At 40.0% G+C, this 24,551-nt stretch carries 24 protein-coding genes, 1 other RNA gene and 2 pseudogenes; 14 read left to right on the plus strand and 13 right to left on the minus strand.

Annotated elements, in window-relative coordinates:
• The first annotated feature begins 24 nt into the window (after positions 1-24).
• The 10 genes and pseudogenes from AXW61_RS12085 to AXW61_RS12130 all read left to right on the plus strand — a co-directional run bounded on the left by AXW61_RS12085 (position 25) and on the right by AXW61_RS12130 (position 10,168).
• Positions 25-1,773 carry a bifunctional alpha/beta hydrolase/class I SAM-dependent methyltransferase gene (locus AXW61_RS12085; protein ID WP_062034484.1) on the plus strand — a complete coding sequence of 583 codons (1,749 nt, stop codon included), beginning with the start codon at positions 25-27 and terminating at the stop codon, positions 1,771-1,773.
• 77 nt (positions 1,774-1,850) lie between these two features.
• Positions 1,851-3,209, plus strand: a pseudogene (locus AXW61_RS12090) (phosphatase PAP2/dual specificity phosphatase family protein).
• Positions 3,206-3,640 (plus strand): hypothetical protein, encoded by a 435-nt coding sequence (locus AXW61_RS12095; protein ID WP_062034485.1) that lies wholly within the window; start codon positions 3,206-3,208, stop codon positions 3,638-3,640. The pseudogene AXW61_RS12090 and the gene AXW61_RS12095 overlap by 4 nt, the downstream one beginning before the upstream one ends.
• A 56-nt stretch (positions 3,641-3,696) precedes the next feature.
• Positions 3,697-4,395, plus strand: a complete 699-nt coding sequence (locus AXW61_RS12100; RefSeq protein ID WP_062034486.1) for a lysophospholipid acyltransferase family protein — start codon at positions 3,697-3,699, stop codon at positions 4,393-4,395.
• The gene (locus tag AXW61_RS12105) at positions 4,392-5,336 is read left to right on the plus strand and encodes a phosphatidate cytidylyltransferase (protein WP_062034487.1); all 945 of its coding nucleotides are present in this window, start codon (positions 4,392-4,394) and stop codon (positions 5,334-5,336) included. The genes AXW61_RS12100 and AXW61_RS12105 overlap by 4 nt, the downstream gene beginning before the upstream one ends.
• Before the next feature lie 263 nt (positions 5,337-5,599).
• On the plus strand, positions 5,600-6,085 hold the full coding sequence (locus AXW61_RS12110; protein ID WP_062034488.1) for an NUDIX hydrolase: 486 nt from the start codon (positions 5,600-5,602) through the stop codon (positions 6,083-6,085).
• 4 nt (positions 6,086-6,089) lie between these two features.
• A complete protein-coding gene (gene mnmA / locus AXW61_RS12115; protein WP_004980838.1) occupies positions 6,090-7,223 on the plus strand; it encodes a tRNA 2-thiouridine(34) synthase MnmA in 1,134 nt (377 codons plus the stop codon).
• 13 nt (positions 7,224-7,236) lie between these two features.
• Positions 7,237-7,968 (plus strand): high frequency lysogenization protein HflD, encoded by a 732-nt coding sequence (gene hflD / locus AXW61_RS12120; RefSeq protein ID WP_004980842.1) that lies wholly within the window; start codon positions 7,237-7,239, stop codon positions 7,966-7,968.
• Positions 7,969-8,025: 57 nt separating this feature from the next.
• A complete protein-coding gene (gene purB / locus AXW61_RS12125) occupies positions 8,026-9,414 on the plus strand; it encodes an adenylosuccinate lyase (protein ID WP_062034489.1) in 1,389 nt (462 codons plus the stop codon).
• A gap of 97 nt (positions 9,415-9,511) precedes the next feature.
• Complete coding sequence (locus tag AXW61_RS12130; protein ID WP_062034490.1) at positions 9,512-10,168, plus strand: DUF2238 domain-containing protein; 657 nt, start codon at positions 9,512-9,514, stop codon at positions 10,166-10,168.
• A 129-nt stretch (positions 10,169-10,297) separates the two neighbouring features.
• On the opposite strand, the gene AXW61_RS12135 is transcribed toward AXW61_RS12130, so the two are convergent.
• The 7 genes from AXW61_RS12135 to AXW61_RS12165 form a co-directional block, all read right to left on the minus strand.
• A complete protein-coding gene (locus tag AXW61_RS12135; RefSeq protein WP_004694228.1) occupies positions 10,298-10,549 on the minus strand; it encodes a hypothetical protein in 252 nt (83 codons plus the stop codon).
• Positions 10,550-10,724: 175 nt separating this feature from the next.
• A complete protein-coding gene (locus AXW61_RS12140) occupies positions 10,725-11,969 on the minus strand; it encodes an FAD-dependent monooxygenase (RefSeq protein ID WP_062034491.1) in 1,245 nt (414 codons plus the stop codon).
• A complete protein-coding gene (ubiH, locus tag AXW61_RS12145; RefSeq protein ID WP_062034492.1) occupies positions 11,966-13,174 on the minus strand; it encodes a 2-octaprenyl-6-methoxyphenyl hydroxylase in 1,209 nt (402 codons plus the stop codon). Before ubiH ends, AXW61_RS12140 begins: the two co-directional genes overlap by 4 nt.
• A gap of 375 nt (positions 13,175-13,549) precedes the next feature.
• Positions 13,550-13,939 carry a tautomerase family protein gene (locus AXW61_RS12150; protein WP_062034493.1) on the minus strand — a complete coding sequence of 130 codons (390 nt, stop codon included), beginning with the start codon at positions 13,937-13,939 and terminating at the stop codon, positions 13,550-13,552.
• Between the two features lie 305 nt (positions 13,940-14,244).
• A complete protein-coding gene (locus AXW61_RS12155) occupies positions 14,245-14,958 on the minus strand; it encodes an aminoglycoside phosphotransferase family protein (RefSeq protein ID WP_240487464.1) in 714 nt (237 codons plus the stop codon).
• A 356-nt stretch (positions 14,959-15,314) separates the two neighbouring features.
• The gene (gene pepP, locus AXW61_RS12160) at positions 15,315-16,637 is read right to left on the minus strand and encodes a Xaa-Pro aminopeptidase (RefSeq protein ID WP_062034494.1); all 1,323 of its coding nucleotides are present in this window, start codon (positions 16,635-16,637) and stop codon (positions 15,315-15,317) included.
• A gap of 80 nt (positions 16,638-16,717) precedes the next feature.
• A complete protein-coding gene (locus AXW61_RS12165) occupies positions 16,718-17,350 on the minus strand; it encodes a UPF0149 family protein (protein WP_062034495.1) in 633 nt (210 codons plus the stop codon).
• A gap of 64 nt (positions 17,351-17,414) precedes the next feature.
• Here AXW61_RS12165 and AXW61_RS12170 point away from each other — a divergent pair, with 64 nt between their 5' ends.
• The 4 genes from AXW61_RS12170 (at position 17,415) to AXW61_RS12185 (ending at position 20,044) form a co-directional block, all read left to right on the plus strand.
• Positions 17,415-17,966: a hypothetical protein gene (locus AXW61_RS12170; RefSeq protein WP_004980866.1), complete on the plus strand. Its 552-nt coding sequence runs from the start codon at positions 17,415-17,417 to the stop codon at positions 17,964-17,966.
• A gap of 2 nt (positions 17,967-17,968) precedes the next feature.
• Positions 17,969-18,253 (plus strand): cell division protein ZapA, encoded by a 285-nt coding sequence (locus AXW61_RS12175; protein WP_004694243.1) that lies wholly within the window; start codon positions 17,969-17,971, stop codon positions 18,251-18,253.
• A 99-nt stretch (positions 18,254-18,352) separates the two neighbouring features.
• Positions 18,353-18,534, plus strand: a non-coding RNA gene (ssrS, locus tag AXW61_RS12180) — 6S RNA.
• 139 nt (positions 18,535-18,673) lie between these two features.
• Complete coding sequence (locus AXW61_RS12185) at positions 18,674-20,044, plus strand: tyrosine-type recombinase/integrase (protein ID WP_171254080.1); 1,371 nt, start codon at positions 18,674-18,676, stop codon at positions 20,042-20,044.
• Between the two features lie 246 nt (positions 20,045-20,290).
• Here AXW61_RS12185 and AXW61_RS12190 read toward each other — a convergent pair.
• The 6 genes and pseudogenes from AXW61_RS12190 to AXW61_RS12215 form a co-directional block, all read right to left on the minus strand.
• Positions 20,291-21,224 (minus strand): annotated as a pseudogene (locus tag AXW61_RS12190) (IS5-like element ISAha2 family transposase).
• A gap of 88 nt (positions 21,225-21,312) precedes the next feature.
• The gene (locus AXW61_RS12195; protein WP_025095519.1) at positions 21,313-21,876 is read right to left on the minus strand and encodes a TetR/AcrR family transcriptional regulator; all 564 of its coding nucleotides are present in this window, start codon (positions 21,874-21,876) and stop codon (positions 21,313-21,315) included.
• 96 nt (positions 21,877-21,972) lie between these two features.
• A complete protein-coding gene (locus AXW61_RS12200) occupies positions 21,973-22,527 on the minus strand; it encodes an OsmC family protein (RefSeq protein ID WP_034120175.1) in 555 nt (184 codons plus the stop codon).
• Positions 22,528-22,616: 89 nt separating this feature from the next.
• Positions 22,617-22,952: a carboxymuconolactone decarboxylase family protein gene (locus AXW61_RS12205; RefSeq protein WP_025095517.1), complete on the minus strand. Its 336-nt coding sequence runs from the start codon at positions 22,950-22,952 to the stop codon at positions 22,617-22,619.
• A gap of 27 nt (positions 22,953-22,979) precedes the next feature.
• Entirely contained in the window at positions 22,980-23,774 is a 795-nt protein-coding gene (locus tag AXW61_RS12210) for an SDR family oxidoreductase (RefSeq protein ID WP_025095516.1), read from the minus strand.
• A 109-nt stretch (positions 23,775-23,883) separates the two neighbouring features.
• Entirely contained in the window at positions 23,884-24,288 is a 405-nt protein-coding gene (locus tag AXW61_RS12215; protein ID WP_025095515.1) for a thioredoxin family protein, read from the minus strand.
• Positions 24,289-24,551: the final 263 nt, after the last annotated feature.

Genomic DNA, 24,551 nt, shown 5'->3' on the forward strand with positions numbered 1-24,551 from the left:
TATTATTATTTAGGGTAAATATCGATGTATAACAATAGTCAACACACCTTTACCAGTCATGATGGGACCGAACTGTTTTACCAACACTGGGCAACGGCTACACCATCTACAACAAAAAAAGCCATTATTCTCTTTCACCGTGGCCATGAACACTCGGGGCGTATGGCGCATTTAGTTAACGAACTTAATTTACCAGATTTCGATTTCTTTGCATGGGATGCACGCGGCCATGGTCATTCGCCCGGTGAACGTGGTGATGCGCCAAGCTTTTCTACATGTGTCAAAGACATTCAAGCTTTCGTACAACATATTGAACAACAATATGCCATTTCTGCGGAAAATATTGCCGTAGTCGCTCAAAGTGTTGGTGCTGTTTTAGCTGCAACTTGGGTGCATGATTATGCGCCTAGAATTCGTGCACTCTGCTTAGCCTCTCCTGCTTTTGATATTAAATTATATGTACCCTTTGCTGAACCAAGCTTAAGAGTTATGGCAAAGTTGCGTGGTAATTTCTTTATACAAAGTTATGTCAAAGCCAATATGCTCACGCATGATAAACAACGCGCGCAGAGTTATGATACCGACCCTAAAATTGCCAAAGCCATTTCAGTGAGAATGTTATTGGGGCTGTATGATGCATCAAAGCGTATTGTCGCGGATGCACAAAATATCTTTGTTCCAACACAAGTTTTATGTTCAGGCTCAGATTTTGTGGTCTTCCAAAAACCGCAGCAACAGTTTTATCAAAAACTACCGCATCCCAAAAAAGAATTTCATATATTAGATGGCTTCTTTCACGATACTTTGGGTGAAAAAGACCGTCATATAGCGACTGAAAAAATCCGTCGTTTTATTCAGCAATGTTTTGCTGTGGAATATCAAGCCCCTGATCTTTTAAATGCAGATAAAATTGGTTCAAGTTGTGCCATTGCTGAAAACTTAAGTTCTCCATTGCCTGTGAAATCCATGAAGAATGCATTTTGGGAAATCACCAAAAAGAATTTGAAAATCGGTAGCCAATTGTCTAAAGGCTTAAAAATTGGCGAAGATACAGGCTATGACTCAGGTAGCACTTTAGACTTCGTTTATCGCAATCAAACTGAAAGTAGCAACCCAATCGGTAAAATCATTGACCGACAATATCTCAATGCGATTGGTTGGCGTGGTATTCGTGTCCGTAAACAGAACATTGAACATCTGGTGCAGAAATACGCTGACATTCTTATCAAAAAACGTAAACCACTCAGAATTATGGATATTGCTTCAGGACACGGTCGTTATATTTTAGATGCGGTTACACAACTTCCGAAACGCCCAGACTCGATTTTATTGCGCGATTATAGTGATATTAATGTCCAAGCTGGGCAACAAATGATTGCAGAACGAGGCTTAAGTGATGTCGCTGAATTTGTACAAGCAGATGCTTTTGATACGCAATCACTCGCCTCAGTCAAACCAAAACCGACGTTGGCTGTGGTTTCTGGCTTATATGAATTGTTTAGTGATAATGACCTGCTGAGACAATCACTGGAAGGCTTAAACAAAGCCATCCTCAAAGATGGTTATTTAATTTATACAGGTCAAATTTGGCATCCTCAGCAAGAATTTATTGCACGCGCCCTAACCTCACATCGTGAAGGTGATGCATGGGTCATGCGTTTACGTTCTCAGGCTGAAATGGATGCCCTCGTTGAAGCAGCAGGCTTTAAAAAAGTGGATCAATGTATCGATGAGTTTGGAATATTTACCGTGTCCGTTGCCCAAAAGCTTTAAAATCACAGGATGACATGATCAGTCTTTGGATCATGTCATCCATGTAAAACTTTAAAATAATAATCTGTGGACGTTTTATGCAAATACTGAAAAAAGAAACAGGCACTTGGAAATGGGGAATCCTGTGTTTGATTTTCCTTGCACCGTTTTTCTTTCTCACTTATGGATTTGCAAATCACTATGCATCGCAACTGCCCAATGTGCCGAGTATTGTCTATGACTGGGAAAAACACATCCCGCTTTGGTCATGGAGCATCGTGCCATATTGGTCCATTGATCTTTTTTACGGTCTATCTTTGCTGTTATGTTGGAATAAATTTGAGCTGAAACAGCATGCACTTCGGCTATTTAGCACACAGCTCATTTCAATCAGTTGCTTTCTTCTTTTTCCACTCAAATTTAGTTTTGAACGACCACCTTTAGATGGCTTTTTTGGCCTATGGTTTGATGTTTTGATGGGTTTTGATAAACCTTTTAACCAAGCACCTTCTCTCCATATCGTTTTATTGGTCATCCTTTGGGACTTCTTCCGCAGACATAGCTCAGGTCAGTGGAGATACTTTGTCGACCTTTGGTCATTTTTAATTGGCATATCGGTACTCACCACATGGCAACATCATTTTATCGATATTCCAACAGGTTTATTGGCAGGTGCATTATGTTTGTAGTTATTTCCAATTACGGCAAAATCACCCTTTAAAAAAGATGGTTTGCAGACTTTAACGCCGAAGCATTTAAAGTTAGGAAGTTATTACCTATGCGCCGCATTACTTTTCCTAATCTTGGCCTATCTGTTCCAACCTTGGGGATTATGGTTACTTTATCCAGCAATCAGTCTATTTGGCGTTGCTTTAAGCTACTATTTAGTTCGCCCTCATTTCTTCCAAAAGCAAGCAGATGGAAGTTTGAGCATTGCCGCTACAATATTATTTGCCCCTTACCTAATCTTTGCGTGGTTGAACAGTCGAATCTGGACAAAGAAACATCCCAAAGACTCCCAAATTTTAAAAATTGAAAACACAACCATTTTTTTAGGGCGCATCCCAACACGTTCTACAATACAAAAATATCAGGCCGTTTTTGATTGTGTTGCAGAGTTGCCAGTGAATTCAAAAAATTCATATTTTCAATACTCAAGTTTAGACTTAATTCCTTTACAGGCCGACCAACTTCAACGTGCGGTTGAAGTGTTCAACCAATTAATGGCAGCAGCTTCAAGCCAGAGCACACAACAGCATGTATTAATTTACTGTGCGCTGGGTTATTCCAGAAGTAGTGCTATTCTCTGCGCTTGGCTTATGCAAAAGCAGCTTGCAACACAGGTAAATGAGGCCATTCAAATAGTTCAATCCGCTAGACCATGGGTTAGACTGAACGAGGTACAAATCAAAAATCTCAATACTTATCAGTTAAAACTCAAAGGATCAGCCCCATGAAAATGCACTTTTATGTGGCGGCAAAACTTTTATCTACAACGTATGGTTTGTTATTTTCAGGCTATGTCGCGTTTGTCTTAACCATTTTGGCTATACTACTTAAAAGCTGGCAATCTCTTGAGTTTTGGATATTAATTTTTTTATGTTTCGGTTTGATGGCGATACAGCATTACCTAGCACTCAGGTTGAAATTTGATGCTGAACTCATTGAAGTGATTGCGCAACAATCTGATACAGTGGCCATCGAAGACTTAACGCAACAGTTTGATCAATCATTACTGCAATTTAAGCTCATACCAAAATCGAAAGTGGGCCGAGATTGGTCTTTGCGCTTTGCAGGCTGTTTCCGTTTGTTTAAACTGCAAATAACTGTATTGTTTATACAATATATAGTTCTAATGATTCTAATTTATAAATTATTGACACAATAAACCTCTTTCTACTGGCTAAAAGTCCATTGAAATTGTTGATAAAATTGGTTTATGCAATGAATAAAACTCCGCTTCAAAACGAGAAAAAAACAGCTTTAGAGCAAACTCAAAGTCATTTTGCGACTCATTCTATTGCCCGTTTAATTGCATTTTTTACACGGCGTGGAGCGCGTCTGCTAACGGGTACACGTAGTTTATGGATCGGTTGTCAGCCTGTGCCCAAACAGCGGATTTATTACGCCAACCACAATAGCCATATCGACTTTATACTGCTGTGGTCATCTTTGCCGACAATCATGCGACGGAAAACCAAGCCAGTGGCTGCTTCTGATTATTGGCTGAAAGATGGCTTTCGCCAATTCCTTATTAGAGATACCTTCAATGGTATAACGATTCAACGCAACCGAGATGATCATACTGATCCATTACAACCCGTTAAAGATGCACTTGAACAAGGTTACTCGATTATCTTTTTTCCTGAAGGGACTCGAAATCTGAATGATGATATTGAATTACTACCATTCAAAAGCGGTTTGTACAATTTACACAAGCAGTTTCCAGACATTGAAATTGTTCCCGTTTGGATTTCAAATTTAAGACGAGTTATGCCCAAAGGTGCATTTATCCCTCTACCGTTACTTTCTACAGTTTGTTTTGGTTGCCCTTTAGAACAACATTTAGACATGCATAAGGACATCTTTATAGATTATGCGCAAAAACAATTATTAAAATTAAAAGAGGTTGAAAATCAATGATGTTAGACAACCTTAATAAAACCTATGTCCTATTTGCTATTTTTGCAGGCATTTTAGTTTTTGCTTCAACTGTTGGTTTTATTCTCAAACAAAAAGTAAGCTCTCAATCTTCACCAGTTATCGATAACTTAAATGCACGAATCAATGCATGGTGGGTCATGCTCATCGTGATTGCTGCTGCAGTTTTACTGGGAAAAACCGCATTTATTGTATTATTTGGAATTATCTCTTTGTTTGCCCTACGTGAGTTCATTAGCTTACTGCCGACCAGACGGGGCGATTATTTTCCATTACTAATTGCATTCTATTTTGTTATTCCCTATCAATATTATTTGATTTATACCGACTGGTATGGGCTGTATTCAATCTTTATTCCACTCTATGTATTTTTATTAATTCCTATTGCCAGCTTAAAACAAGAAGACACCACCCATTTTCTAGAACGTAGTTCAAAAATTCAATGGGGGCTCATGGTCAGCGTATTCTGTATTTCACATGTTCCAGCATTGTTGAATTTGAAACTCCCAGAGTTTAAAGGTGAACCGATTTGGCTAGCCATTTGGTTAATTATGGTGGTTCAAGCCTCTGACGTGTTGCAGTATGTGTGTGGAAAATTAATTGGCAAGCACAAAGTTGCACCAGTTTTATCCCCATCAAAAACAGTCGAAGGCCTACTCGGTGGTATTTTCTTAGCCACAGCTTTAGGAACTGCAATGGCTTGGTTAACGCCGTTTAGCTATGTTCAAGCTGCTTGTATTGGATTAGTTGTTTGTATCTTTGGCTTTTTTGGCGGTCTCGTTATGTCTGCGATTAAACGTGATCGTGGTGTTAAGGATTGGGGGCAACTCATTCATGGCCATGGCGGAATGCTAGACCGCATTGATTCTATTTGCTTTTCTGCACCTATTTTCTTTCATATACTTAGATATTGGTGGAGTTAATTGGAAAATTGGGTTAGACAAATATTTAAACGATAAATTTCCCCTAATCCAACCCAGTTTCAGCACTCGCTTGGCTTGCATTCTGCCTCATAATATTTTGTCGATGCTGCATAATGTCTATGTGGTGTTACCTTACAAGCGCCCTTTTGTCATTTTTTTATTTTCTTAACCACTTCCCAACACTTCTCAAACCAAAGCAAATCTCCATAGCCACGCACTGCTAAATTTTGTAGAATACTCCTTTTACCCCATGGTGCTTTTACATGACCGCTTGGACAGCTCACGTCACCGTCGCAACTGTTGTTGAAAAAGACGGAAAATTTCTATTTGTAGAAGAGCATACTGCGGGTGTGACACACACTGTATTTAACCAGCCTGCAGGCCATGTTGAATCAGGTGAAACACTCATCGAAGCTGCCATTCGTGAAACTATGGAAGAAACTGGACATGAAGTGTCTATAGATGCGTTATTGGGCATTTATACCTATACACCACCCATGTTTCCAGACCGCACGTATTATCGTTTCTGCTTTTTAGCGCAGTCACTTCATCACAGTCCAACCGCTGAACTCGATACGGGTATCGTGGGTGCAGTATGGATGACTTTGGATGAACTACTCGAAACGGCTCGTGCACGTAGCCCATTGGTGATTAAAGCGGTTCAAGACGCACTCGCGGGTCAAAAATATCCTTTATCGCTCGTTTATGAGCACCAAAATACTCCCCTTATTTCAAGTTTGGATGCCTAGTCCTATGCAACAACGTGTCATCGTCGGTATGTCGGGTGGTGTAGATTCATCTGTTTCTGCTGCTCTTCTTCTTCAACAAGGTTATCAAGTTGAAGGTCTTTTCATGAAGAACTGGGAAGAAGACGACGGTACGGAATACTGCACGGCTATGGAAGACTTAGCCGATGCTCAAGCCGTCTGTGACAAACTAGGGATTAAGCTACACACCGCTAACTTTGCTATGGAATATTGGGATCGTGTATTTGAGCATTTCTTAGCGGAGTATGCTGCGGGCCGTACTCCAAACCCAGATATTTTATGTAATAAAGAAATCAAATTCCGTGCGTTCTTAGATCATGCTATGCAACTGGGTGCAGACTTTATTGCGACTGGTCACTATGCGCGTCGCGGCGAAACTATGACCAACTCTAAAGGTGAGGAATACGCACCTTTACTGCGTGGTTTAGATAAAAACAAAGACCAGACCTATTTCTTACATGCTGTGCATGGCCGTGAAATTAATAAGACGTTGTTCCCTGTCGGTGAAATTGAAAAGCCTGAAGTGCGTAAAATTGCGGAACAATATGACTTAGTCACAGCGAAGAAAAAAGACTCAACAGGCATCTGTTTTATTGGTGAACGTCGTTTTAATGACTTCTTAAAACAATACTTACCTGCACAAGCTGGAAAAATCGTCTTAGATGATGGCAAAGAGGTTGGTGAACATCACGGCTTAATGTACTATACGCTCGGTCAACGCGGTGGTATTGGTATTGGTGGTTTGAAAGGTGTAGCTGAAGGCGCATGGTTCGTTCTACATAAAGATATTGAAAACAACCGTTTGGTGATTGGTCAAGGTCATGAACATCCACTGATGCAAAGCACTGCGCTTTGGAGTGAAACGATTGACTGGGTCGCAGGTGAAATGCAGATTTCTGAAACAGGTTTCCGTTGTACCTCACGGACGCGCTATCGCCAAGATGACCAAGATTGTGTGATCTTTAATGATCCGACTACCCCAGGTGGCGTACGTGTTGAGTTCGATGAACCCCAACGTGCCGTGACTCCGGGTCAGAGTGTCGTATTCTACTCAGGTGAAGTTTGTTTAGGCGGTGGTGTGATTCATCATACCAATGCTCCTAAACCTGATTTTATTTAAAGGATTTTAAGACATGGCTGAGTTACCGTTTCAACAGCCTCAAACTTTGAACGAACGCCAAAACCGAGCTTTGGCGTTGGCGGCTGTTTTTCAGTCCGCGCAACTGACGCATATGACCGCCTTGAGCGGTCAACAAAGTATTGGGGAAAGCGGTAACTTCTATTTAGAGCAGTTGATTAAAGCCAGTTTAAATATCCGACCGAAGGGCAACCAAAGCGGGCAAACTTTAGACTTCTTTCATCAGCTGGCGGACATCTCCTTAGGACTGAAAACCTTAGAAAGTAGCATTACCCAGCCCTTTAATACCTCACCCAAAACTCGAATTCCAAAATTATCTACTGCTAAACTTCCCATGACCTATGCCATGGCACTCTTACAACTCGAAAAGAAAGTGTATAGCAACCCCAAATTCGTTGAAATTATTGAACAGTCCCAACAAAAAATCTTAAGACAGCTTTCTTTTTTCGATAACAACTATTTACACCCAAGCATCATTGCCAACCTCGCACAAACCTATGTCGACACTGCTGGGCAAATTAACCCACGCATTATGGTGCGAGGAAATGCAGAAGCATTTAAAGACTCATCGCATACCAACCGCATTCGAGCTTCCCTCTTTACTGGCTTACAAATGGCGCATTTATGGCGTCAGCTCGGTGGAAGTTCATGGGGCATGGTGTTTAGTAAACGCAAATTGCTCAAAGATATTCAAGATCTCGCTCGTTTACAGTATCAGGTGATTTAACACATGATCGACGGGCTTTTTAGTTTTACGTTTAATTCCAAAGTTTAAGGAATCGCTATGAACGCTTTAACCGCACTTTCTCCATTAGATGGACGCTACGCTAGCAAATGTGATGCGCTTCGTCCTTTCCTCTCTGAGTTTGGTTTAATCCATGCTCGTGTGACTGTTGAAGTGCGTTGGTTACAAGCGCTTGCAAACCGTCCAGAAATCACTGAAGTGCCTGCTTTCAGTGCTGCGACCAATGCTGCACTTGATGCAATTGTTGCTGACTTTTCTGAAAACGATGCCAACCGTATTAAAGACATCGAACGTACCACGAACCATGACGTCAAAGCGGTTGAATACTTCCTAAAAGAAAAAATTGAAGGCATCGAAGAGCTTAAAAATGCAGGTGAATTCATTCACTTTGCGTGTACCTCTGAAGACATCAACAACTTGTCTCATGCATTAATGCTGAAAAGTGGTCGTGATGTATTGGTTGCATCTATGCAGCAAATCATTGACTCAATCGTAGCATTGTCTGAAAAGCATGCTGACCAATCTATGTTGTCTCGTACACATGGTCAGACGGCAAGCCCAACCACTTTGGGTAAAGAAATGGCAAACGTAGCTTATCGTCTTGCGCGCCAAATCAAACAATTCAAACAAGTTGAGCTTTTAGGCAAGATTAACGGTGCGGTAGGTAACTATAACGCTCATCTTTCTGCTTACCCAGACATCAACTGGCCTGCACACTCACAGGCTTTCGTTGAATCTTTAGGTTTGAGCTTTAACCCGTACACCACTCAAATTGAACCGCATGACTATATGGCGGAACTGTTTGATGCTTTACGTCGTTTCAATACGATTTTGATCGACTTTAACCGTGACGTTTGGGGTTATATCTCGCTTGGTTTCTTCAAGCAAAAACTCAAAGATGGCGAAGTGGGTTCTTCAACGATGCCACACAAAGTAAACCCAATTGACTTCGAAAACTCAGAAGGCAACTTAGGCTTAGCCAATGCTGTACTTGCGCACCTTGGCGAAAAACTTCCAATTTCTCGATGGCAGCGTGACCTAACGGACTCAACTGTACTACGTAACATGGGTGTTGGTTTTGCACAAAGCTTGATTGCTTTTGAAGCTTGTTCAAAAGGCATTGGTAAACTTGAACTCAATGCTGCACGTATTGATGAAGACTTGAACAATGCACAAGAAGTTCTAGCTGAACCAATTCAAACCGTAATGCGTCGTTACAACGTTGAAAAACCATACGAAAAATTAAAAGCGTTGACACGTGGTCAAGCCATGACGCGTGACATGATGGTTGACTTCGTCAATGGTAATGAACTTGAAGCTGTACCTGCTGCTGACCGTGCACGTTTAGCGGAAATGACACCTGCAACCTATACAGGTAATGCAGCTGAACAAGCGAAACAAGTTGCTGACTTAATTTCTAAAATCTAATTTTTAGAAATTGAAAAAAAGCGGAGCTTAGGCTTCGCTTTTTTATCTATAATTCAAACAAGAATCTCCTATACGCATAATTGAAAAACCAATAAAAATGATGACAATCCTGAAAAGTAAAACAACGAAAGCTCACATTGACTATCAACTGAAAAAGCCGCATTGGATTGCGCTCATTGTACTCGCTGTCGCCATTGCTTTCGCATCGATCCACCCCCTTGAACTCAGCTCTTATATTTTGCATCAGGTCGGAACCGCATTCATGTTGGTGACGCTGATCATTTGTCTTTATAAAATGGGGCTCAGCTTAATCAGTTTTATGCTTTATATTGGATTTTTGCTGATTCATATACTCGGTGCGCATTATCTATATTCTTATGTACCCTATAATGAATGGTCAATTCAATATTTAAACCTCGACCTCAACCAAAGTTTAGGTTGGACGCGGAATATGTATGATCGCTTTGTACATTTAGCATATGGTCTGCTGCTCTACCCGTTTTTCTACCGTCTGTTTCAAGTGTGGCTGCCTCAACTTCCTAAACTCACCCTATTCTTGCTGGTCATTCAATTTGTGATGGCAAGTAGCCTCATTTACGAATGGATTGAATGGTTTATTGCGATGGGCTTATCGCCTGAAGATGCTGAAAACTACAATGGGCAACAAGGTGATATTTGGGACGCACACCAAGACATGCTTTTAGCCACAGTTGGTGCAATCATCACAGGCATAGCCTGTCTATTGAAAAAGTAATCATTTTGCCTACGATTCGTCTAGCACAACAATTAACGACGATACAGGACTCATTCAAGCGCAAGTGATTTGTACATCAGTTTTAAAAAACAAAAAAACACCACGTCAGGCGTGGTGTTTTTAACTCTCTTAGTCTTTCGCAGACTCATCTGTTGGCACTTCAGTAATTCGGCCACCGCGAGCAAGGAATGCCGCAACTTCGTCTTCAAGTGCTTGGCGTTGTTTTAATTTTGCAGTCACCGTCAGTGTTTCAGCTTCGGCAACATCACCATCACTTGCAGCATTATCAGAAGAATCTGATGCGCCTTTTTCCGCTGCTTGAGCTTCGTCTTCGTCGACTGCTGAGTCTTCTACATCATCATAATCATTTGAATCAGTCATCTTAATCTCCCCACAAATGACATTTTAGGTTCCCATGAATTACTGGTTTCCAATTATGTTGAAATTTAACAAGCTCTCAGCCTTTCGCATAGTCTTATTCAACGGAAAATCGTATCTTTTTTAATCAAAATCGTAATCTTATTTTACGACTGGCTAAAAAATAACACTTCCTTTCTTAGACAGCATAACGCGTCTCTTTGAGCAACCCTAAACCATTGGCCTGTGCCATAAAAGCATCTTTTAATACAGGCAATTTTTCAACCTGTTTCAAACCAAAGTTTCGCGCCCATACCACAGGAAAGAGTTGTGTGGTTTCCATCCAACCGATGGCAGACATACTATGCATCATGGCATCATTTTGTCCTTTACGGCGGTGTTCATAACGCTTCAGTGTTTGCTCATGTGCCCACACGCCACGTGCTAGATCATGTAGTAATACATCACACAGTACAGCCGCATCAAGACAACCAATATTCACCCCCTGTCCTGCTAAGGGATGAATCACATGAGCCGCATCACCAATTAAAGCCAAGCCCGCTTTAACATATTGCTGTGCAGCACGTGCTTTGAGTGGGAAAGTGGCACGCGGTGTCGCTTCCAACACTTCGCCTAACATGTGATAACTTTCTCGCGTTAATAGCTGGGTAAATTCAGCATCTGAAAGTGCAGCATATTCTTCTGCATAACCATCGGGGAGCGTCCATACGATAGACTGCCAATGCCCTGCTTGCTCTGGCTTTAAACTCGCCATTGGTAAAAATGCCAAAGGCCCCGTTTCTAAAAAAATCTGACGTGCAACGTGTTGATGAGGCTGTGCAGTACGAATGGCGCAGCTTAAACCAGCCTGTTTGTAGTCCAGCACATCGATATCGATAAACGCTTGTTCCCGTACAAAAGAGTTTGCACCATCAGCACCAATCACCAGTTTGGTTTTCAACACCGTACCATCGGCCAAATGGATATACCATAGCCCAACACCTTCTTCGACACGGGCAACTTTAACCTGAGTTCGGTAATCGTTAAGTATAGCAAGCATCTGCTGTTGAATCGCTAAATTAAGCAAACTTGGCTCAACCATAGAACCGAGGGCTTGTTCGCCTTGTGGTTCCTTCTTGGATGCATGACCAAAGTTAATTTCACCATAGCCATTTTTATTCCACACCTGCATGCCGCTATACGGCATCTGGCGGGCAATTTTGTCCCAAACATCAACGGTTTTAAGCAGGTGTATCGTCGCTTGGCTGAGTGCCAAAACCCGTGGGTTTGCAACACTTAGGGTCTTTTGTTCATCCAAAATAGGTGCAGCATCCAGTACGGTAGCTTGCACACCGCCTTGCGCCAAAAGCAAGGCGGTCAGTCCACCCACCAAACCACCGCCAATAATCACCACATCTAAAACATCAGTTTGAACATGACTCATGCTTTTAGCCCCATGGCATAGTTGGCAACGAGTGGTTTAATACCTGGAATCGTATCAAACGCGACCAAACCAGTATTCCGAATAAATTTTAAGATTGGATTGCTATTGCTAAAGCCTCGTACCACCGAATCACAGAACTTAATTACGCGTTGTTGATCGGTCAAACGTGAAGCCTCATAGGCTTGCAGCATTTCGGCATCGCCCAAGTCGGAATTTTGCGCAATTTGCTCCGCCAAATAGCGTACCAAGACGTGCGCATCTCGCATACACAGGTTAAAACCTTGCCCCGCAACAGGGTGAATAGTATGCGCAGCATTACCCATTAAGACCACCCGTCCTACGACCTGCTTTTCTGCTAGCACTTGTGACAATCGAAAACTAAAACGCTTACCTGTTTTTTGAAACTTTCCTGCACGGTCGCCATAGGTTTCTTGCAAAGCATCTAAGAAATGCTGGTCATTTTCATCGCCCAACCATTCACCTTCTGTACCTTTTTTCACAGGCCAAACCACTGAACGACGGTATTCACCCGGAAGCGGCAACAGTGCCAATGGCCCTAAGCTACTAAAACGCTCAAACCCCACATGGTTGTGCGGTTTTGAGGTTTGTACCGTGGTCACAATAGCGACCTGATCATAATCATGTTCCGAAGCGCCTATTCCTAAGGCTTTACGGCAGAATGAATCACGTCCATCTGCAGCAATGACGAGTTTTGCTTGCAATGACAGTTGTTCTTCTCCACGACTCGCTTCTATGTAGGCCATATCGGTATCTTGGGTCAGTTGGGTGACTTGTACACCATCAATCAGCTCAATAAATGGTTGTTTTTGAACTTCTGCAAGTAGTACACGACCAAGCCATGCATTTTCGATGACCTGCCCGAAGCTTTCGACTTTTTCTTGTTCTGCTTTAAGGCGCGCCTTACCAAAGCTGCCTTGTTCGGTGATATTCACTTCTAAAATAGGCGTTGCATGTTCTTGTAAAGCGTTCCACAAACCCAATTCTTGGTAAATTTGAACTGTACGACGAGACAGTGCGCTGTTTCGTGCATCAAAACTAGAATAGTATGGCGCAAGGTTTACATCATCATAATTTGGATATTTGATCGCCTCTAAAAGCTTCACAGCAATGTTTTGTTTGGCTAACATCAACGCCAGACTCAGTCCGACCATACCACCACCAACTATGATGACTTCTTGTTGCATGCTTCTATCCTTTTTATGGCGTACCTAAAGTCAAAAACTTCAAATACCTATAAGTTTTAATGGTTTTATATTACATCAAAGATTTTCTTTTTTATAATGAAATGGATGTTTTTACGTACTTTCACCGTAAAGTGTCATGTCATGATTTCTGAAAAGACAGTCTTTTCGATTTTCATCAAAACTTCTTCAGGACACTGTTTAAACAGACTTATAAGAAATGTGCAACTTTAAACAAATAATGATCATGAAAAATGAATAATACATAAAAAAGCCCAACCACTTAAGATTGAGCTCTTCAACAAAACATAAGCAATTGAATTTAAAATGCAATTTAAAGGATTACGTATAAGGTGTATTATGTTATTTTTAGCAAATTTAAACATTTACCTTATAATTCAACTGTAGTTCATCCGCATTTCTCCCTCTAATGCCCCAGTTTTCTTTAGGAGTTTCAAATATAGTTATCTCAACATCATTTGAATCAATACCGCATAGATTGTTTATATTTTCGAATAGAGACCTAATAAATGCTTTTTTAGTCTCTTTTGTTCGTCCATCGAACATAGAAATTTCAATAATTATATAAGATTTACTGCGATCTACTGGATATACAAAATTCTTGGATTTTAGTGCGATAAAACGTTGAAACCTTTTCTCTTCAGGGTATTTTAATTCTTTAACTAAAGCCTGATGGATAGCTTTACTTAAATTATCACGATGTAATTCTATTGTTTCATTTAAAGCATAAATTTTTATCTGAGACATTACTTTCTCTAAATTAAAACCCTAATTTTAGCTTAGTTTCTCCCCTATTGAACATAATGGCGCTTATACGCAACAAGAGTCTTAGAATCTAATCAAGCATCTCTAATTCCTTTAATGCAATTCTCAGCGTCCGAATTGCGGAAGCACGAAAAATAGGATTTGTCCCATCAGCAGAAGGATTTTTATCTGTCCAAGCGATTGCGGCAAGACATTGAATACCCACATAGAATAGAAATTTCATTTTAGGCACAGTCTGCTTATACGTACATTCCCAACCCTCTAAAAAAGCATTTCGTAATTCTAAATCAGAGAAATCTATATCCCCCCCAAATAATTTTAGCTAAATCATAGACCGCATCTCCAATACGAGCAGCGTCGAAGTCAATAATACCCGAAATCCGATTTTCACTGTCTACAAGGATATTTCGACGAATATAGTCACAATGCAGTAAATGAAGCTGTGTCGGCTCACATATCGCTTTAGCGTATTTTCGTAATTCATTCAATTGGTCACAAAACTCATGATAATCAGATGACAATGGATTTATACGTGACATCCATTTTAAGATCATTAATTCTAATTTTTGCTTCCACAATACCCAATGTGTTGATAAGCCATCTCGATCTTGCCAGAACCTCATATTCAATATGCGCGTTTGTGGAAGCGCACGATGAAGTTCGCCCAAAGCTCGTCCTGCATTCCCAAGCAAAGAGATTTTCTGTACCCGCGTACAATTTTTTAATACTTGATCGACTTGCCTACCTTTTATGGCACTCATGACAAGGATAGAAGAACCTTCCCATTCAAACTTATTTAATACATTTGGGGTTAGTGGAAATTCTTTGAGAGCTTCTAAGATGTTACAGTAACGATCATTAGCCGTTTGAATATTTGCTATTTTGATAAAGACTTCTCCTTGAGAGGATTGCCCTTGATACACCGATGCCCCATTTCGCTGTGTAACTAAATCTAACGTCTTTGCCCGAATCCTATGCTTTAAATCAGATAAATCTTTCATGCTGCCTAATTTCTGTTGTGAATAAAAATGATGATGAAATAACTAAATTTTTTTATTTATAAATATTAGAACTATTGCAAAAGTCAAAAAAACGATCATTTATTGGCAATATAATGAGTGTTGAATGTCACTTTTCTCTTGGTGAGAACGTCAGGATGAGGGATGATTCTTCATATAAATCCTCTCCCTAGCCCTCTCCTTTGAAAAGGAAAGGGAACTTTCATTGTGATTTCAATACAGTTCAAAAAACGACTTATGCAAGAACACTATTCTACTTGTCTATTTAACAACTCCATAAACACCTTATAAAAAATAAAAGCCGATCTCATGATCGGCTTTTATACAGTAAATTATATTTATCGCGCCATTAACGCTTCAATCTCTTCTACCGACTTCACCACTTTCGCAGTCAAATTCAGCGGACCATTTTGGGTTGCTACGATGTCATCTTCAATACGAATACCAATGCCACGCCATTTCGCATCGACAGTTTCATCATCAGGTGCAATGTACAAGCCCGGTTCAACAGTCACCACCATGCCTTCTTCATAGGCACGCCACACACCTTCTTGCTTATATGAACCGACATCATGCACGTCCATACCGAGCCAGTGCCCTGTACCATGCATATAAAACTGACGGAAACTTTCCTTTTGGATAATCTCTTCAATATCACCTTGCATAATCCCCAGATCAAGTAGACCTTGGACTAGAATGCGCACAGCAACATTATGTGGTTCTTTATACGAGTTGCCTACACGCACTGCGTCAATTGCAGCAAGTTGTGCATCGAGAATTACATTATAAAGTGCTTTTTGCTCAGGGCTGAACTTTCCGTTGACGGGGAAAGTACGGGTGATGTCTGAAGCATAATATTCATATTCACACGCTGCATCGATCAGCACCAAATCACCATCTTTTAGCTCTTTATTGTTCTCTACATAGTGCAAAATGCAAGCGTTTTCACCACCACCGACAATGCTGTTATACGACGGCACACAGCCATTTTGACCAAATACATAATTCAGCTCAGCTTCTAGAGCATATTCCATCATGCCTGGCTTAACAGTTTGCATGGCACGAGTATGCGCTTGTGCGGAAATATCTGAAGCTGTTTGCATCAATGCAATTTCTTGTGCTGATTTAAACAAACGCATTTCATCTAAAATACGATCGAGCTGTATCACTTGTGCAGGTGCAGCAGTCCCACGACGTGACTCACCATTGGCCGTCGTGATCCATTTTGCTACGCGCGCATCAAATTCGGGCTGTTGCCCAATACGATAGAATAATTTTTCTTTGCTTAAGAGTTTTTCAATGATTTCGTCATCTAACAAATCTATCGCATACGCTTCGTCAGCTTCATAGTCATCTACCGCGCCATCCACACCTGCGCGGTAACCATTCCAGATTTCCATCTCGCGGTCACGTTCACGGCAGAACAAACTGTAGCTGTACCCGTCTTCATCGTCTTCGGCAAAGGTTTCAATAACCGCTACGGCTTCGGGCTCAGCAAAACCAGTCAGATAAAAGAAGCTGCTATCGGTACGGTATTTATAGTCTGCATCACGATTACGCATCGCCACTGGACTGGTTGCGATAATGGCAATACTGTTCGGACCCATTTGTGCAGCTAAACGGTCACGGCGTTCCTGAAAATCCACTTGCGTTAGTTTCATGTTTGATCTGTCTTTTTTATACCAAAGAATAAAAGTGCCACGCGCACCCTATCATGTACGCGCAGCAAGTCTTATGCCAATCAGCTTGGGCGATGCGGCGTAAACATTTCTACAACATTGTTCGCGTCTGTTACAGAACGATCAATTTGTTGCTTGTTATGAAAGTGTTTAAGCAGCGAACTTTCATCAACCGCAATCTTTTTACGGCCTACAGATAAGCTCACAGGAATTAAACGTACAAACTCGTATAACTCTTGATAGCTCTCTTCACCTTCTTCGTCATCATCGGTTTCTTCAAACTCAACTGCCGCGACATCTTGTAAATGTTCGATCAGTTCCATTTCATCTGGGCGAATATGACCAGACGCCAAACCAAAGCCCAGCACTACGCCTGCGCACCAATCAGCCAAAGCTTGTACACGGTCTGCCAGCGTATGAGTGTCATCGGGAAGTAACGGTAAATAGTCCAACTCATCATCAGAAAGTGCATGTGCGACATCTTCTGCTTCATCGGCTAACAAAGCCAAAGCTTCTTCACTTAACTCTGGAATTTCCAAAGTCGTGAGGATGTGTTGCCACTCTTCACGGCTCGGTGCCTGAGTTACACAAATGATACCTGTAAGTAAACCATGTAACTCACTTGGGCTAGAAATCTCTTCAATTTTAGAAAAATTTGGCTGCCATTCTGACCAACCTGAAATATCGTCTTGCATTCGTTTATCCAATCTCTATACTTCTTATATATTACCTTTGTTTGCAGCACTGTGCGACCACGATATGTTAGAAGAATTACAGCGTCTACAGGCGCATATTGGCGTTTTAAAAACGCGACTTGCTCATTTTGAAAGTGAAAATAGCACTTTAAATGCAGCTAAACTGGATGCTGAAGAACAGCACCGTTCTCAAGTTGTGCAAAAAAATGGCTTAATTACCCAGAAACAAGAACAAATTGATGATTTAACTGAGCAATTAAGCAGCGCTCAGACCCAATATCAACATTTGAACACCGATGCGACTGCTTTGGCCGATCGTTATAGTCGTTTGGAAAAAAGTTGTACGGATTTAAAAAATCGCTTTCAGGAAATCTTGGCTGAACGTAATGAATTACGTGCAATTAAAGAAAAAATGAACAATGATCAGCGTCAAGCTCAGCAAGAAATTCAAGCGCTTCAGCAAGAACGTGAAAGATTGTTACAAAAAAATGAGCATGCCAAAGCTAAAGTCGAAGCCATCATCCAACGTTTGGCTATTTTAGGTACAGAGCAAGATCATCACGCGCAAGAAATTCAACAACTTGCCCACCCTACTGAAGCTGGCGAGGAAGTTTAATCATGAGCGAACCAATTACCGTTGAATTACGTGTCTTAGGCCATAGCTTTCGTTTAGTCACAACGGAAAAAGAAAAAGCTGACCTTGAACGTGCAGCTCTGCTTTTAAATGATAAATATGATGAATTTCGCCGTAAAGCGCCGCGTGTAGAACCCAGTAAAATTATCATTATGGTGGCACTAGAGTTAATGCAAGAAGTGTTGTCGATGAATAAAACACTGCAAGAGTATGCACACGCAGAACGATTACTGGCAAATATTATCGATGATGTTGCGGAACTTGTTTAAACTCGACTTAATTGAATAAAGTATCAACACTTACTTCAGTTGTTTACAGTTCGTAGCGGTGTATGAGTTGCCATCAGCGTGAGATTCGTTATACTTAAGGCAACTCTGAGGTGTTCGCCAGCGGGTCTATTCCCCTGCCGATACTTAAACTTATGGATGTGTTCTGTATATTTAGAGTGTATGCCCACTTTCATGTGGGAAACCCAGCAAGTATACGTCGCGTCCACCTTGAACTCATCGGGTTCAGGGTAACGACATGCAGCGGCATCTTCGGAGTGTTTTTATATCATTGTTTTATAACAATATTAATTAAATTCTTCAAATCTCCACCAAATTGATTTTCATTTTTTTGAACTTTGTATACTCCATGTATACCAAAGATCGAATCGCTTATGCAGCTTATGCTGCTAGGAAATGAAAATGTCCAACAAAAAAGTGCTTATAACCCTTTCGTTCGTTAAGAATCTAATCAAACAACTGAACGATCCACATGCTGAAGATGCTCTAAAAGATTCAAAACAATACTGTTTTGATATTCCTAGAGGAAAACAAATCTTCTTTCGTGATCTTAAACTGAGTGGCTTTGCTATCAGAGCAACTCGACATTCTCTTGTATATACAGTTGAAAAGAAGATGCCAAATGGTGTTCCATGTCGTGTCACTATTGGAGACCATGGTCTTTACACACCTGATATTGCTCGACAAAAAGCCACTGAATACCTTTTAGAAATGTCCCAAGGGATAAACCCCAATGACAAAAAAGAACATCTCCGTCAAAAATCGTCTCAAGAACGTGTAAATCATCAGCAAATTCCAACTTTAATAAATGCTCATAAGCAATATCTTGAAGCCAAACCAGAGCTAAAACCCAATACAGTCTCTGCATATGACAGAGATATGAACCTTTACTTAAAAGATTGGCACCATTTAAAAATTACCGATATAACCATGCAAATGGTCATCGATAAGCATATTGAAATCTCTAAAACCAATAAATCTCATGCTAATATCACGCTTAAGCTTTTCTCTGCTATTTATAATTATCACCGAAAACGTTTGATCTTTAATAACCAGCCACTTATATGTGAATTTAGTCCAGTAGCTGTTCTCTACCGCAATGATCTATTCAATAAATTAAAGCCTAGAAAAAGCTATATAAATAGCGAGCAGCAAACTGATTGGATACAAGCAATCGTTCAAACTCTATGGCGTGGTCAAAATTATGCAAATGAGTATGGTTACTTGAATCAAGATTTTCTTCTAACTTTTGTACTTACGGGTCTAAGACGGACTGAAATTGAGCAACTAGCATGGGCTAATATTGATTTGAAGTATGGCACTTTAAAAATTATTAACCCAAAAAATGGTAACGACCTTTTTCTACCTTTAGGAGACATATTGCTGCATATTTTTAAACAGAGAAAAAAGTATGCAAATGGCTGTAGATATGTATTTCCAGCATTGAATAATCAAACCCATGTGAAAGATCGAAGACATGTACGTCACAAAATTTCTCAAACCACAGGAATTCCTTTCACGTTTCATGATTTAAGACGTACATTTACTTCAATTGCAAACCGTTGTGGTATTGGTATGTATACAGTGAAAGCTTTAATTAATCATTCGTACCAAGATGATTCAGATATTACGGCTGACTATACCCAAATTGATGCCAAAGATTTAAGAGATGCTATGAATAAAATTGAAAATCATATTCTTTCTGAAGAAGTTAAAAGTAGGATCTTGGCTCGAGAGTATGTGGTAAAAAAACCAAATAAAATGCGTATATAGCCAAATGAAGTAATAAAAGTTGTGAAGAAAAAATTTTAAAATGGCAGGAGTTGAACTGATCAAAGTTCAACTTCAGCGAACTGAACCGTACCGGGTTTGTCGGAGAGTCAATATTCTGAGAGACTATCCCGATGACAAAATTAAAATATACCCCTGAAATCAGAGAAAGAGCGGTTCAATTATTGATTGAATCGGCTTTGTTGCACAAAGATTTAAAAGATAACACTCTGCTCATTTGAACAGAATTCAAATGACAACTTGGGTATGAGGACGACCTAATTCTGTAAATTTGTTCAATACGGCTATGCGTGCATGAATCTCATTCACCTGACTAGAAAAACTCCTTGCTGTTAATTTATCACCTAATAGTTTGATGCAATGCATCTTGGTTTCAACTAAACTTCGACGATGATAACCAGACCATTTTTTCCAAAGCGTTCTTCCTAAACGTTTAACTGTTTTTCAGTAACTCATTCCGCTCTAAAGATCTCAATTTCTGATCTTTCCATGGTTTTGCATTTTTTCTTGGCGGAATGAGCGCATGTGCATCTCGATCTAGAATGACTTGTCTGCAGTGCTTCGTGTCATAAGCACCATCGGTATAGACCGAATCAATTCGTTCATCTAAGGGAATTTGAGCAAGTAAATCACCGAGTACTTGCGAATCGCTCACATTATTTGTAGTAAGCTGTACTGCACGTATTTGCAAGGTTTCAGCATCGATGCCAATATGAAGCTTACGCCATTGGCGACGATATTCAGGTCCATGTTTCTTACGTTTCCACTCACCTTCACCTAGAAACTTTAAGCCAGTTGAGTCGACGAGTAGATGTAGCCCATCACTACTTTTTTGATAGCTAATCGCAATATCAATATGTTTTTGTCTTCGACAAAGCGTACTGTAATCTGGTGCGGTCCAATTTAATCCACAAAGTTTAATCAGACTTTGAACAAAACCTGTGACCATGCGTAAAGAGAGTCTAAATAAAGATTTGATCATTAAACAGCATTGAATAGCCGTATCGGAGTAAGTATGATTTCGACCTTGCTTGTTTTGTGGTTGTGCATACCACTGAGTGTTTGGATCAAACCAAATGGAAATGTTGCCCCGATTAATGAGAGCGCGATTATAGGAAGACCAGTTGGTTGTACGATAAGTTTTAGGAGTAGGTTTATTCATTTTGAAATTATAGGACTGAATAAACCTTATAGGCTAGGTTTGTGCAACAAAGCCATTAGGTTTATGTTTACTTAAAATGTAAAGTGATTTAGAGGGCGTTAACAATACTGCGAATAATAGCTGGATCTAGTTCTGTACCGTCATCCATAGCCCATCGAACAAAACTACTGCCTTCCAATAAACTTAAAATCTGAAAAGCTTTTTGGTGTGTGTCACCTTTAGAAGATAATTCACTGCATGCAACTCCTTCATCAATAATTTTTTTAATCCACTTTAATTGGATCTCAAAATATTGGCGAGTCAGCACTTGTAACTTATCTGGTAATGCGGCCATTTCAGCTGCAAGCGCACCACATAAGGGCAGCATTCCATCTGACATTGCTGCTCTAAAAAGAGAAGCGAATGCGCATAGACGGCCAAAGGCATTCGGAAAATCTTGCTCTATTCTCTCGAAGTCTAGAATAGACTGCTGTATATATGACTCGATAATGACTGCACCAAGATCTTCTTTTTTTGGAAAATGGTGATGAATACTCGCTTTTTTGATTCCGACCACTTTTTCCAAATCAGCATAACTAAATGCAGCATAGCCTTTAGACCGTAACATATACTCAGCCGATTTAATTAATGATGCTCTGGTATCAATAGACATAATGGCTTTTACCTGTACGAAAATATGAGGGGGAGCATACTATGATATCACTGATAGTAAAGAAACCTCAGCTAGTACGTATGCTCCCTTATTACTTTACTTTTGAACGACTACAAGCTTAGGTTTCATGCGAATTGCACGTGATAAATTCGCAAAATTCGGAGATGTTTGAATCACTGCATTGTGAATCTCTTCTAGCTGCTCAGGCGTAGCATCCGCATCAATAAAAACGCTATATTCTATTTCATCATATCCTGGGTTAACTGTTTCATCTAGACCGAGAAAACCACGTAAATCAAGTTCACCAGTCGTGTTGATTTCTAATTTATTAACAGTGATTCCTTTTGATGCCGCAATTGCAACATATCCAACAGTCATACAAGCATTAAGAGCTGCCATTAACAGTTCTTGTGGATTCGGTGCTGTATCAGTTCCTAATATATCAGTTGGTTCATCTGCGGCAATATGGAAATTACGCTCGTATGTTTTTCCACAAAGTTCATAGGACTTAATCGTTGAAACAGAACGTGTTTGACCTGCCCAGCGAGTTTCTACATTAAAGCTAGCTTTTGATGTATTAGGGTTTTGGCTAACGCCCTCCGCAAACTGTTGGAAAGCATCTACATCAATACCGTTGATTGTATTTTTCATATGAAAATATCTCTATATTTGAATTTAGATAACTTGGGTAAATGAATAACCCAAGTGAGTACAGTTGTATAAAAATCAAGCCCTATGATTTATAACTCGTCATAAGCATCTAAGGTTCTTGCCGAGTAGACATAGGCTGCTCCAGCATTTAAAGCAATTGCAGTTCCCAATGCAGCAGCGACTTCTTCTTTTGTTGCCCCAGCTTTTTTTGCAGCAGCAGCATGAGCCGTTAAACAACCATCACAGCGAGTCGTTACTGCGACTGCTAAAGAAATCAACTCATGTGTTTTTGCATCCAATACTTTGTTTTCTCGTGTCGCAACTTCTAAGTTATGAAACGCATTAGCGACAGGTTTATTTGTTTTTGCAAAGTTACCTACGCTTTTAACAAGTGCAGATAATTTGTTAGTCCATTCACCATTCATTTTCAGTACCTCTACAATTTTTAAGCGTTATTTACCAAGTTTTCGTGATGCCATGACACCACCATCTACATCCCAAATTGAACCAGTCACCCAAGATGTTTTATCCGAAAGGAGAAATACAATAGTTTCTGCGACATCACGTGGAGTTCCATTTCTTCCTAATGGATGAAAACTATTGAAATCCTGCAAAGCACTATCTAGTTGATCACTAGGGATAAATCGTTCAAAAATACGAGTTTCTACCATGCCAGGGCTAACAGCGTTTACTCGAATGCCATGTTCAGCAAGTTCTGCTGCAACATGCCGAGTCATAGCCTCTAATCCCATTTTTGCCATTGAATAAGCCGATGCCGTAACAGTTTCAATAGCCTGACGTGCAGCAACGGCAGTTACATTTACAATCGATCCAGTTTTATTCTGCGCAACTATTGATGCTGCAACTTGTTGAGTAATAAAGAAGAAAGCGCGATTCAAATCGAGGAAATTGTTATAGTCACTCAATGAGTGGTCTAGGAAACTTTTAGGGTAAAAAATTCCAGCTGAGTTAACTAATAAGTTAATGTCTTTATGTTCACTATTTAATTTGCTAATTAGATTTTGAACGCTATCAAAATTTGATAAATCAGCTGTTAGTGCAAAAACTTGATCTTCACTTGTTATAGCAACTAATTGTTTACGCGCTGCTTCGGCTTTATCTGCACGATTCCCGACGATGACGACTGTACCGCCTTGTTCAGCGACTTTCTGTGCTGTTTCTAAACCAATGCCACTCGTACCACCAATGACAAGAAGTTTCTGACCTTTAAATTGTTGTTCACTCATGGAAAACCTCAATAATTGATTATTTAATTCAATCTACCTACTAGTTGGTTTGTAGATTATATAGACTAATTCCAAATGTCAAGCACCACTTGAAATTAATCTGAATAAATCATTCGGGATGGCTGTTGGAATTTGTTAGACAAAGTGAGCCTATTGTTTCTTGATCAATATCTTCAAAACCGTTTGAATCTAATTTCATTAGCTCTTCTAACGCGTTTTGATAATCCGTTAAGGGCTTTACGCCTACGATACGTTGAATTAATTGTCCATCTTTAAACATGAGTACAGAAGGTAAACCCCATATTTCATAACGATTTGCTAAAACTGGTGATTGATCAACATTGACCACTCCAACAGTTACATTACTCTCTATATGTTCTGCAAATTCATTAAATAAATTTTCACTACTATGGCAAGGCGGGCACCAAGGTGCGTGAAAACGTACCACAGCCAAACCTTCTTTCCATCCAATGTTGTGGAAGTTATCTTCATTAAAGGGAAGTAATTTACGCATTTTAGGGTTTCCTTTTTTCGCTGATAGATATCGAACACTAAATAAGTTAAATAATATTTAATCGATTTTGAGTATGAATAAGTAAAACTCAGGAATAAAATATTAAAAATACTATTGCCTACCTATTAGTTGGTTGATATAGTGTCACTATCTTATCTGTTGCGCAATAGGGATAACAAAATACGAATTTTTGTATCTTTTAGAAACAGGTTATCGACCTGTGTCATTCATTGTCAGATTGATGAGTGTGGTCAAAGAAATTG

The organism is Acinetobacter sp. BMW17 (genome assembly GCF_001592855.1).
Classification (GTDB): domain Bacteria; phylum Pseudomonadota; class Gammaproteobacteria; order Pseudomonadales; family Moraxellaceae; genus Acinetobacter; species Acinetobacter johnsonii.

Bases quoted from the DNA above. Each gene is read 5' to 3' on its own strand.
- AXW61_RS12085 (WP_062034484.1), top strand. From the start codon at position 25: ATGTATAACAATAGTCAACACACCTTTACCAGTCATGATGGGACCGAA.
- AXW61_RS12095 (WP_062034485.1), top strand. From the start codon at position 3,206: ATGAAAATGCACTTTTATGTGGCGGCAAAACTTTTATCTACAACGTAT.
- AXW61_RS12100 (WP_062034486.1), top strand. From the start codon at position 3,697: ATGAATAAAACTCCGCTTCAAAACGAGAAAAAAACAGCTTTAGAGCAA.
- AXW61_RS12105 (WP_062034487.1), top strand. From the start codon at position 4,392: ATGATGTTAGACAACCTTAATAAAACCTATGTCCTATTTGCTATTTTT.
- AXW61_RS12110 (WP_062034488.1), top strand. From the start codon at position 5,600: ATGACCGCTTGGACAGCTCACGTCACCGTCGCAACTGTTGTTGAAAAA.
- mnmA (WP_004980838.1), top strand. From the start codon at position 6,090: ATGCAACAACGTGTCATCGTCGGTATGTCGGGTGGTGTAGATTCATCT.
- hflD (WP_004980842.1), top strand. From the start codon at position 7,237: ATGGCTGAGTTACCGTTTCAACAGCCTCAAACTTTGAACGAACGCCAA.
- purB (WP_062034489.1), top strand. From the start codon at position 8,026: ATGAACGCTTTAACCGCACTTTCTCCATTAGATGGACGCTACGCTAGC.
- AXW61_RS12130 (WP_062034490.1), top strand. From the start codon at position 9,512: ATGATGACAATCCTGAAAAGTAAAACAACGAAAGCTCACATTGACTAT.
- AXW61_RS12135 (WP_004694228.1), bottom strand. From the start codon at position 10,549: ATGACTGATTCAAATGATTATGATGATGTAGAAGACTCAGCAGTCGAC.
- AXW61_RS12140 (WP_062034491.1), bottom strand. From the start codon at position 11,969: ATGAGTCATGTTCAAACTGATGTTTTAGATGTGGTGATTATTGGCGGT.
- ubiH (WP_062034492.1), bottom strand. From the start codon at position 13,174: ATGCAACAAGAAGTCATCATAGTTGGTGGTGGTATGGTCGGACTGAGT.
- AXW61_RS12150 (WP_062034493.1), bottom strand. From the start codon at position 13,939: ATGTCTCAGATAAAAATTTATGCTTTAAATGAAACAATAGAATTACAT.
- AXW61_RS12155 (WP_240487464.1), bottom strand. From the start codon at position 14,958: ATGAAAGATTTATCTGATTTAAAGCATAGGATTCGGGCAAAGACGTTA.
- pepP (WP_062034494.1), bottom strand. From the start codon at position 16,637: ATGAAACTAACGCAAGTGGATTTTCAGGAACGCCGTGACCGTTTAGCT.
- AXW61_RS12165 (WP_062034495.1), bottom strand. From the start codon at position 17,350: ATGCAAGACGATATTTCAGGTTGGTCAGAATGGCAGCCAAATTTTTCT.
- AXW61_RS12170 (WP_004980866.1), top strand. From the start codon at position 17,415: ATGTTAGAAGAATTACAGCGTCTACAGGCGCATATTGGCGTTTTAAAA.
- AXW61_RS12175 (WP_004694243.1), top strand. From the start codon at position 17,969: ATGAGCGAACCAATTACCGTTGAATTACGTGTCTTAGGCCATAGCTTT.
- AXW61_RS12185 (WP_171254080.1), top strand. From the start codon at position 18,674: ATGTCCAACAAAAAAGTGCTTATAACCCTTTCGTTCGTTAAGAATCTA.
- AXW61_RS12195 (WP_025095519.1), bottom strand. From the start codon at position 21,876: ATGTCTATTGATACCAGAGCATCATTAATTAAATCGGCTGAGTATATG.
- AXW61_RS12200 (WP_034120175.1), bottom strand. From the start codon at position 22,527: ATGAAAAATACAATCAACGGTATTGATGTAGATGCTTTCCAACAGTTT.
- AXW61_RS12205 (WP_025095517.1), bottom strand. From the start codon at position 22,952: ATGAATGGTGAATGGACTAACAAATTATCTGCACTTGTTAAAAGCGTA.
- AXW61_RS12210 (WP_025095516.1), bottom strand. From the start codon at position 23,774: ATGAGTGAACAACAATTTAAAGGTCAGAAACTTCTTGTCATTGGTGGT.
- AXW61_RS12215 (WP_025095515.1), bottom strand. From the start codon at position 24,288: ATGCGTAAATTACTTCCCTTTAATGAAGATAACTTCCACAACATTGGA.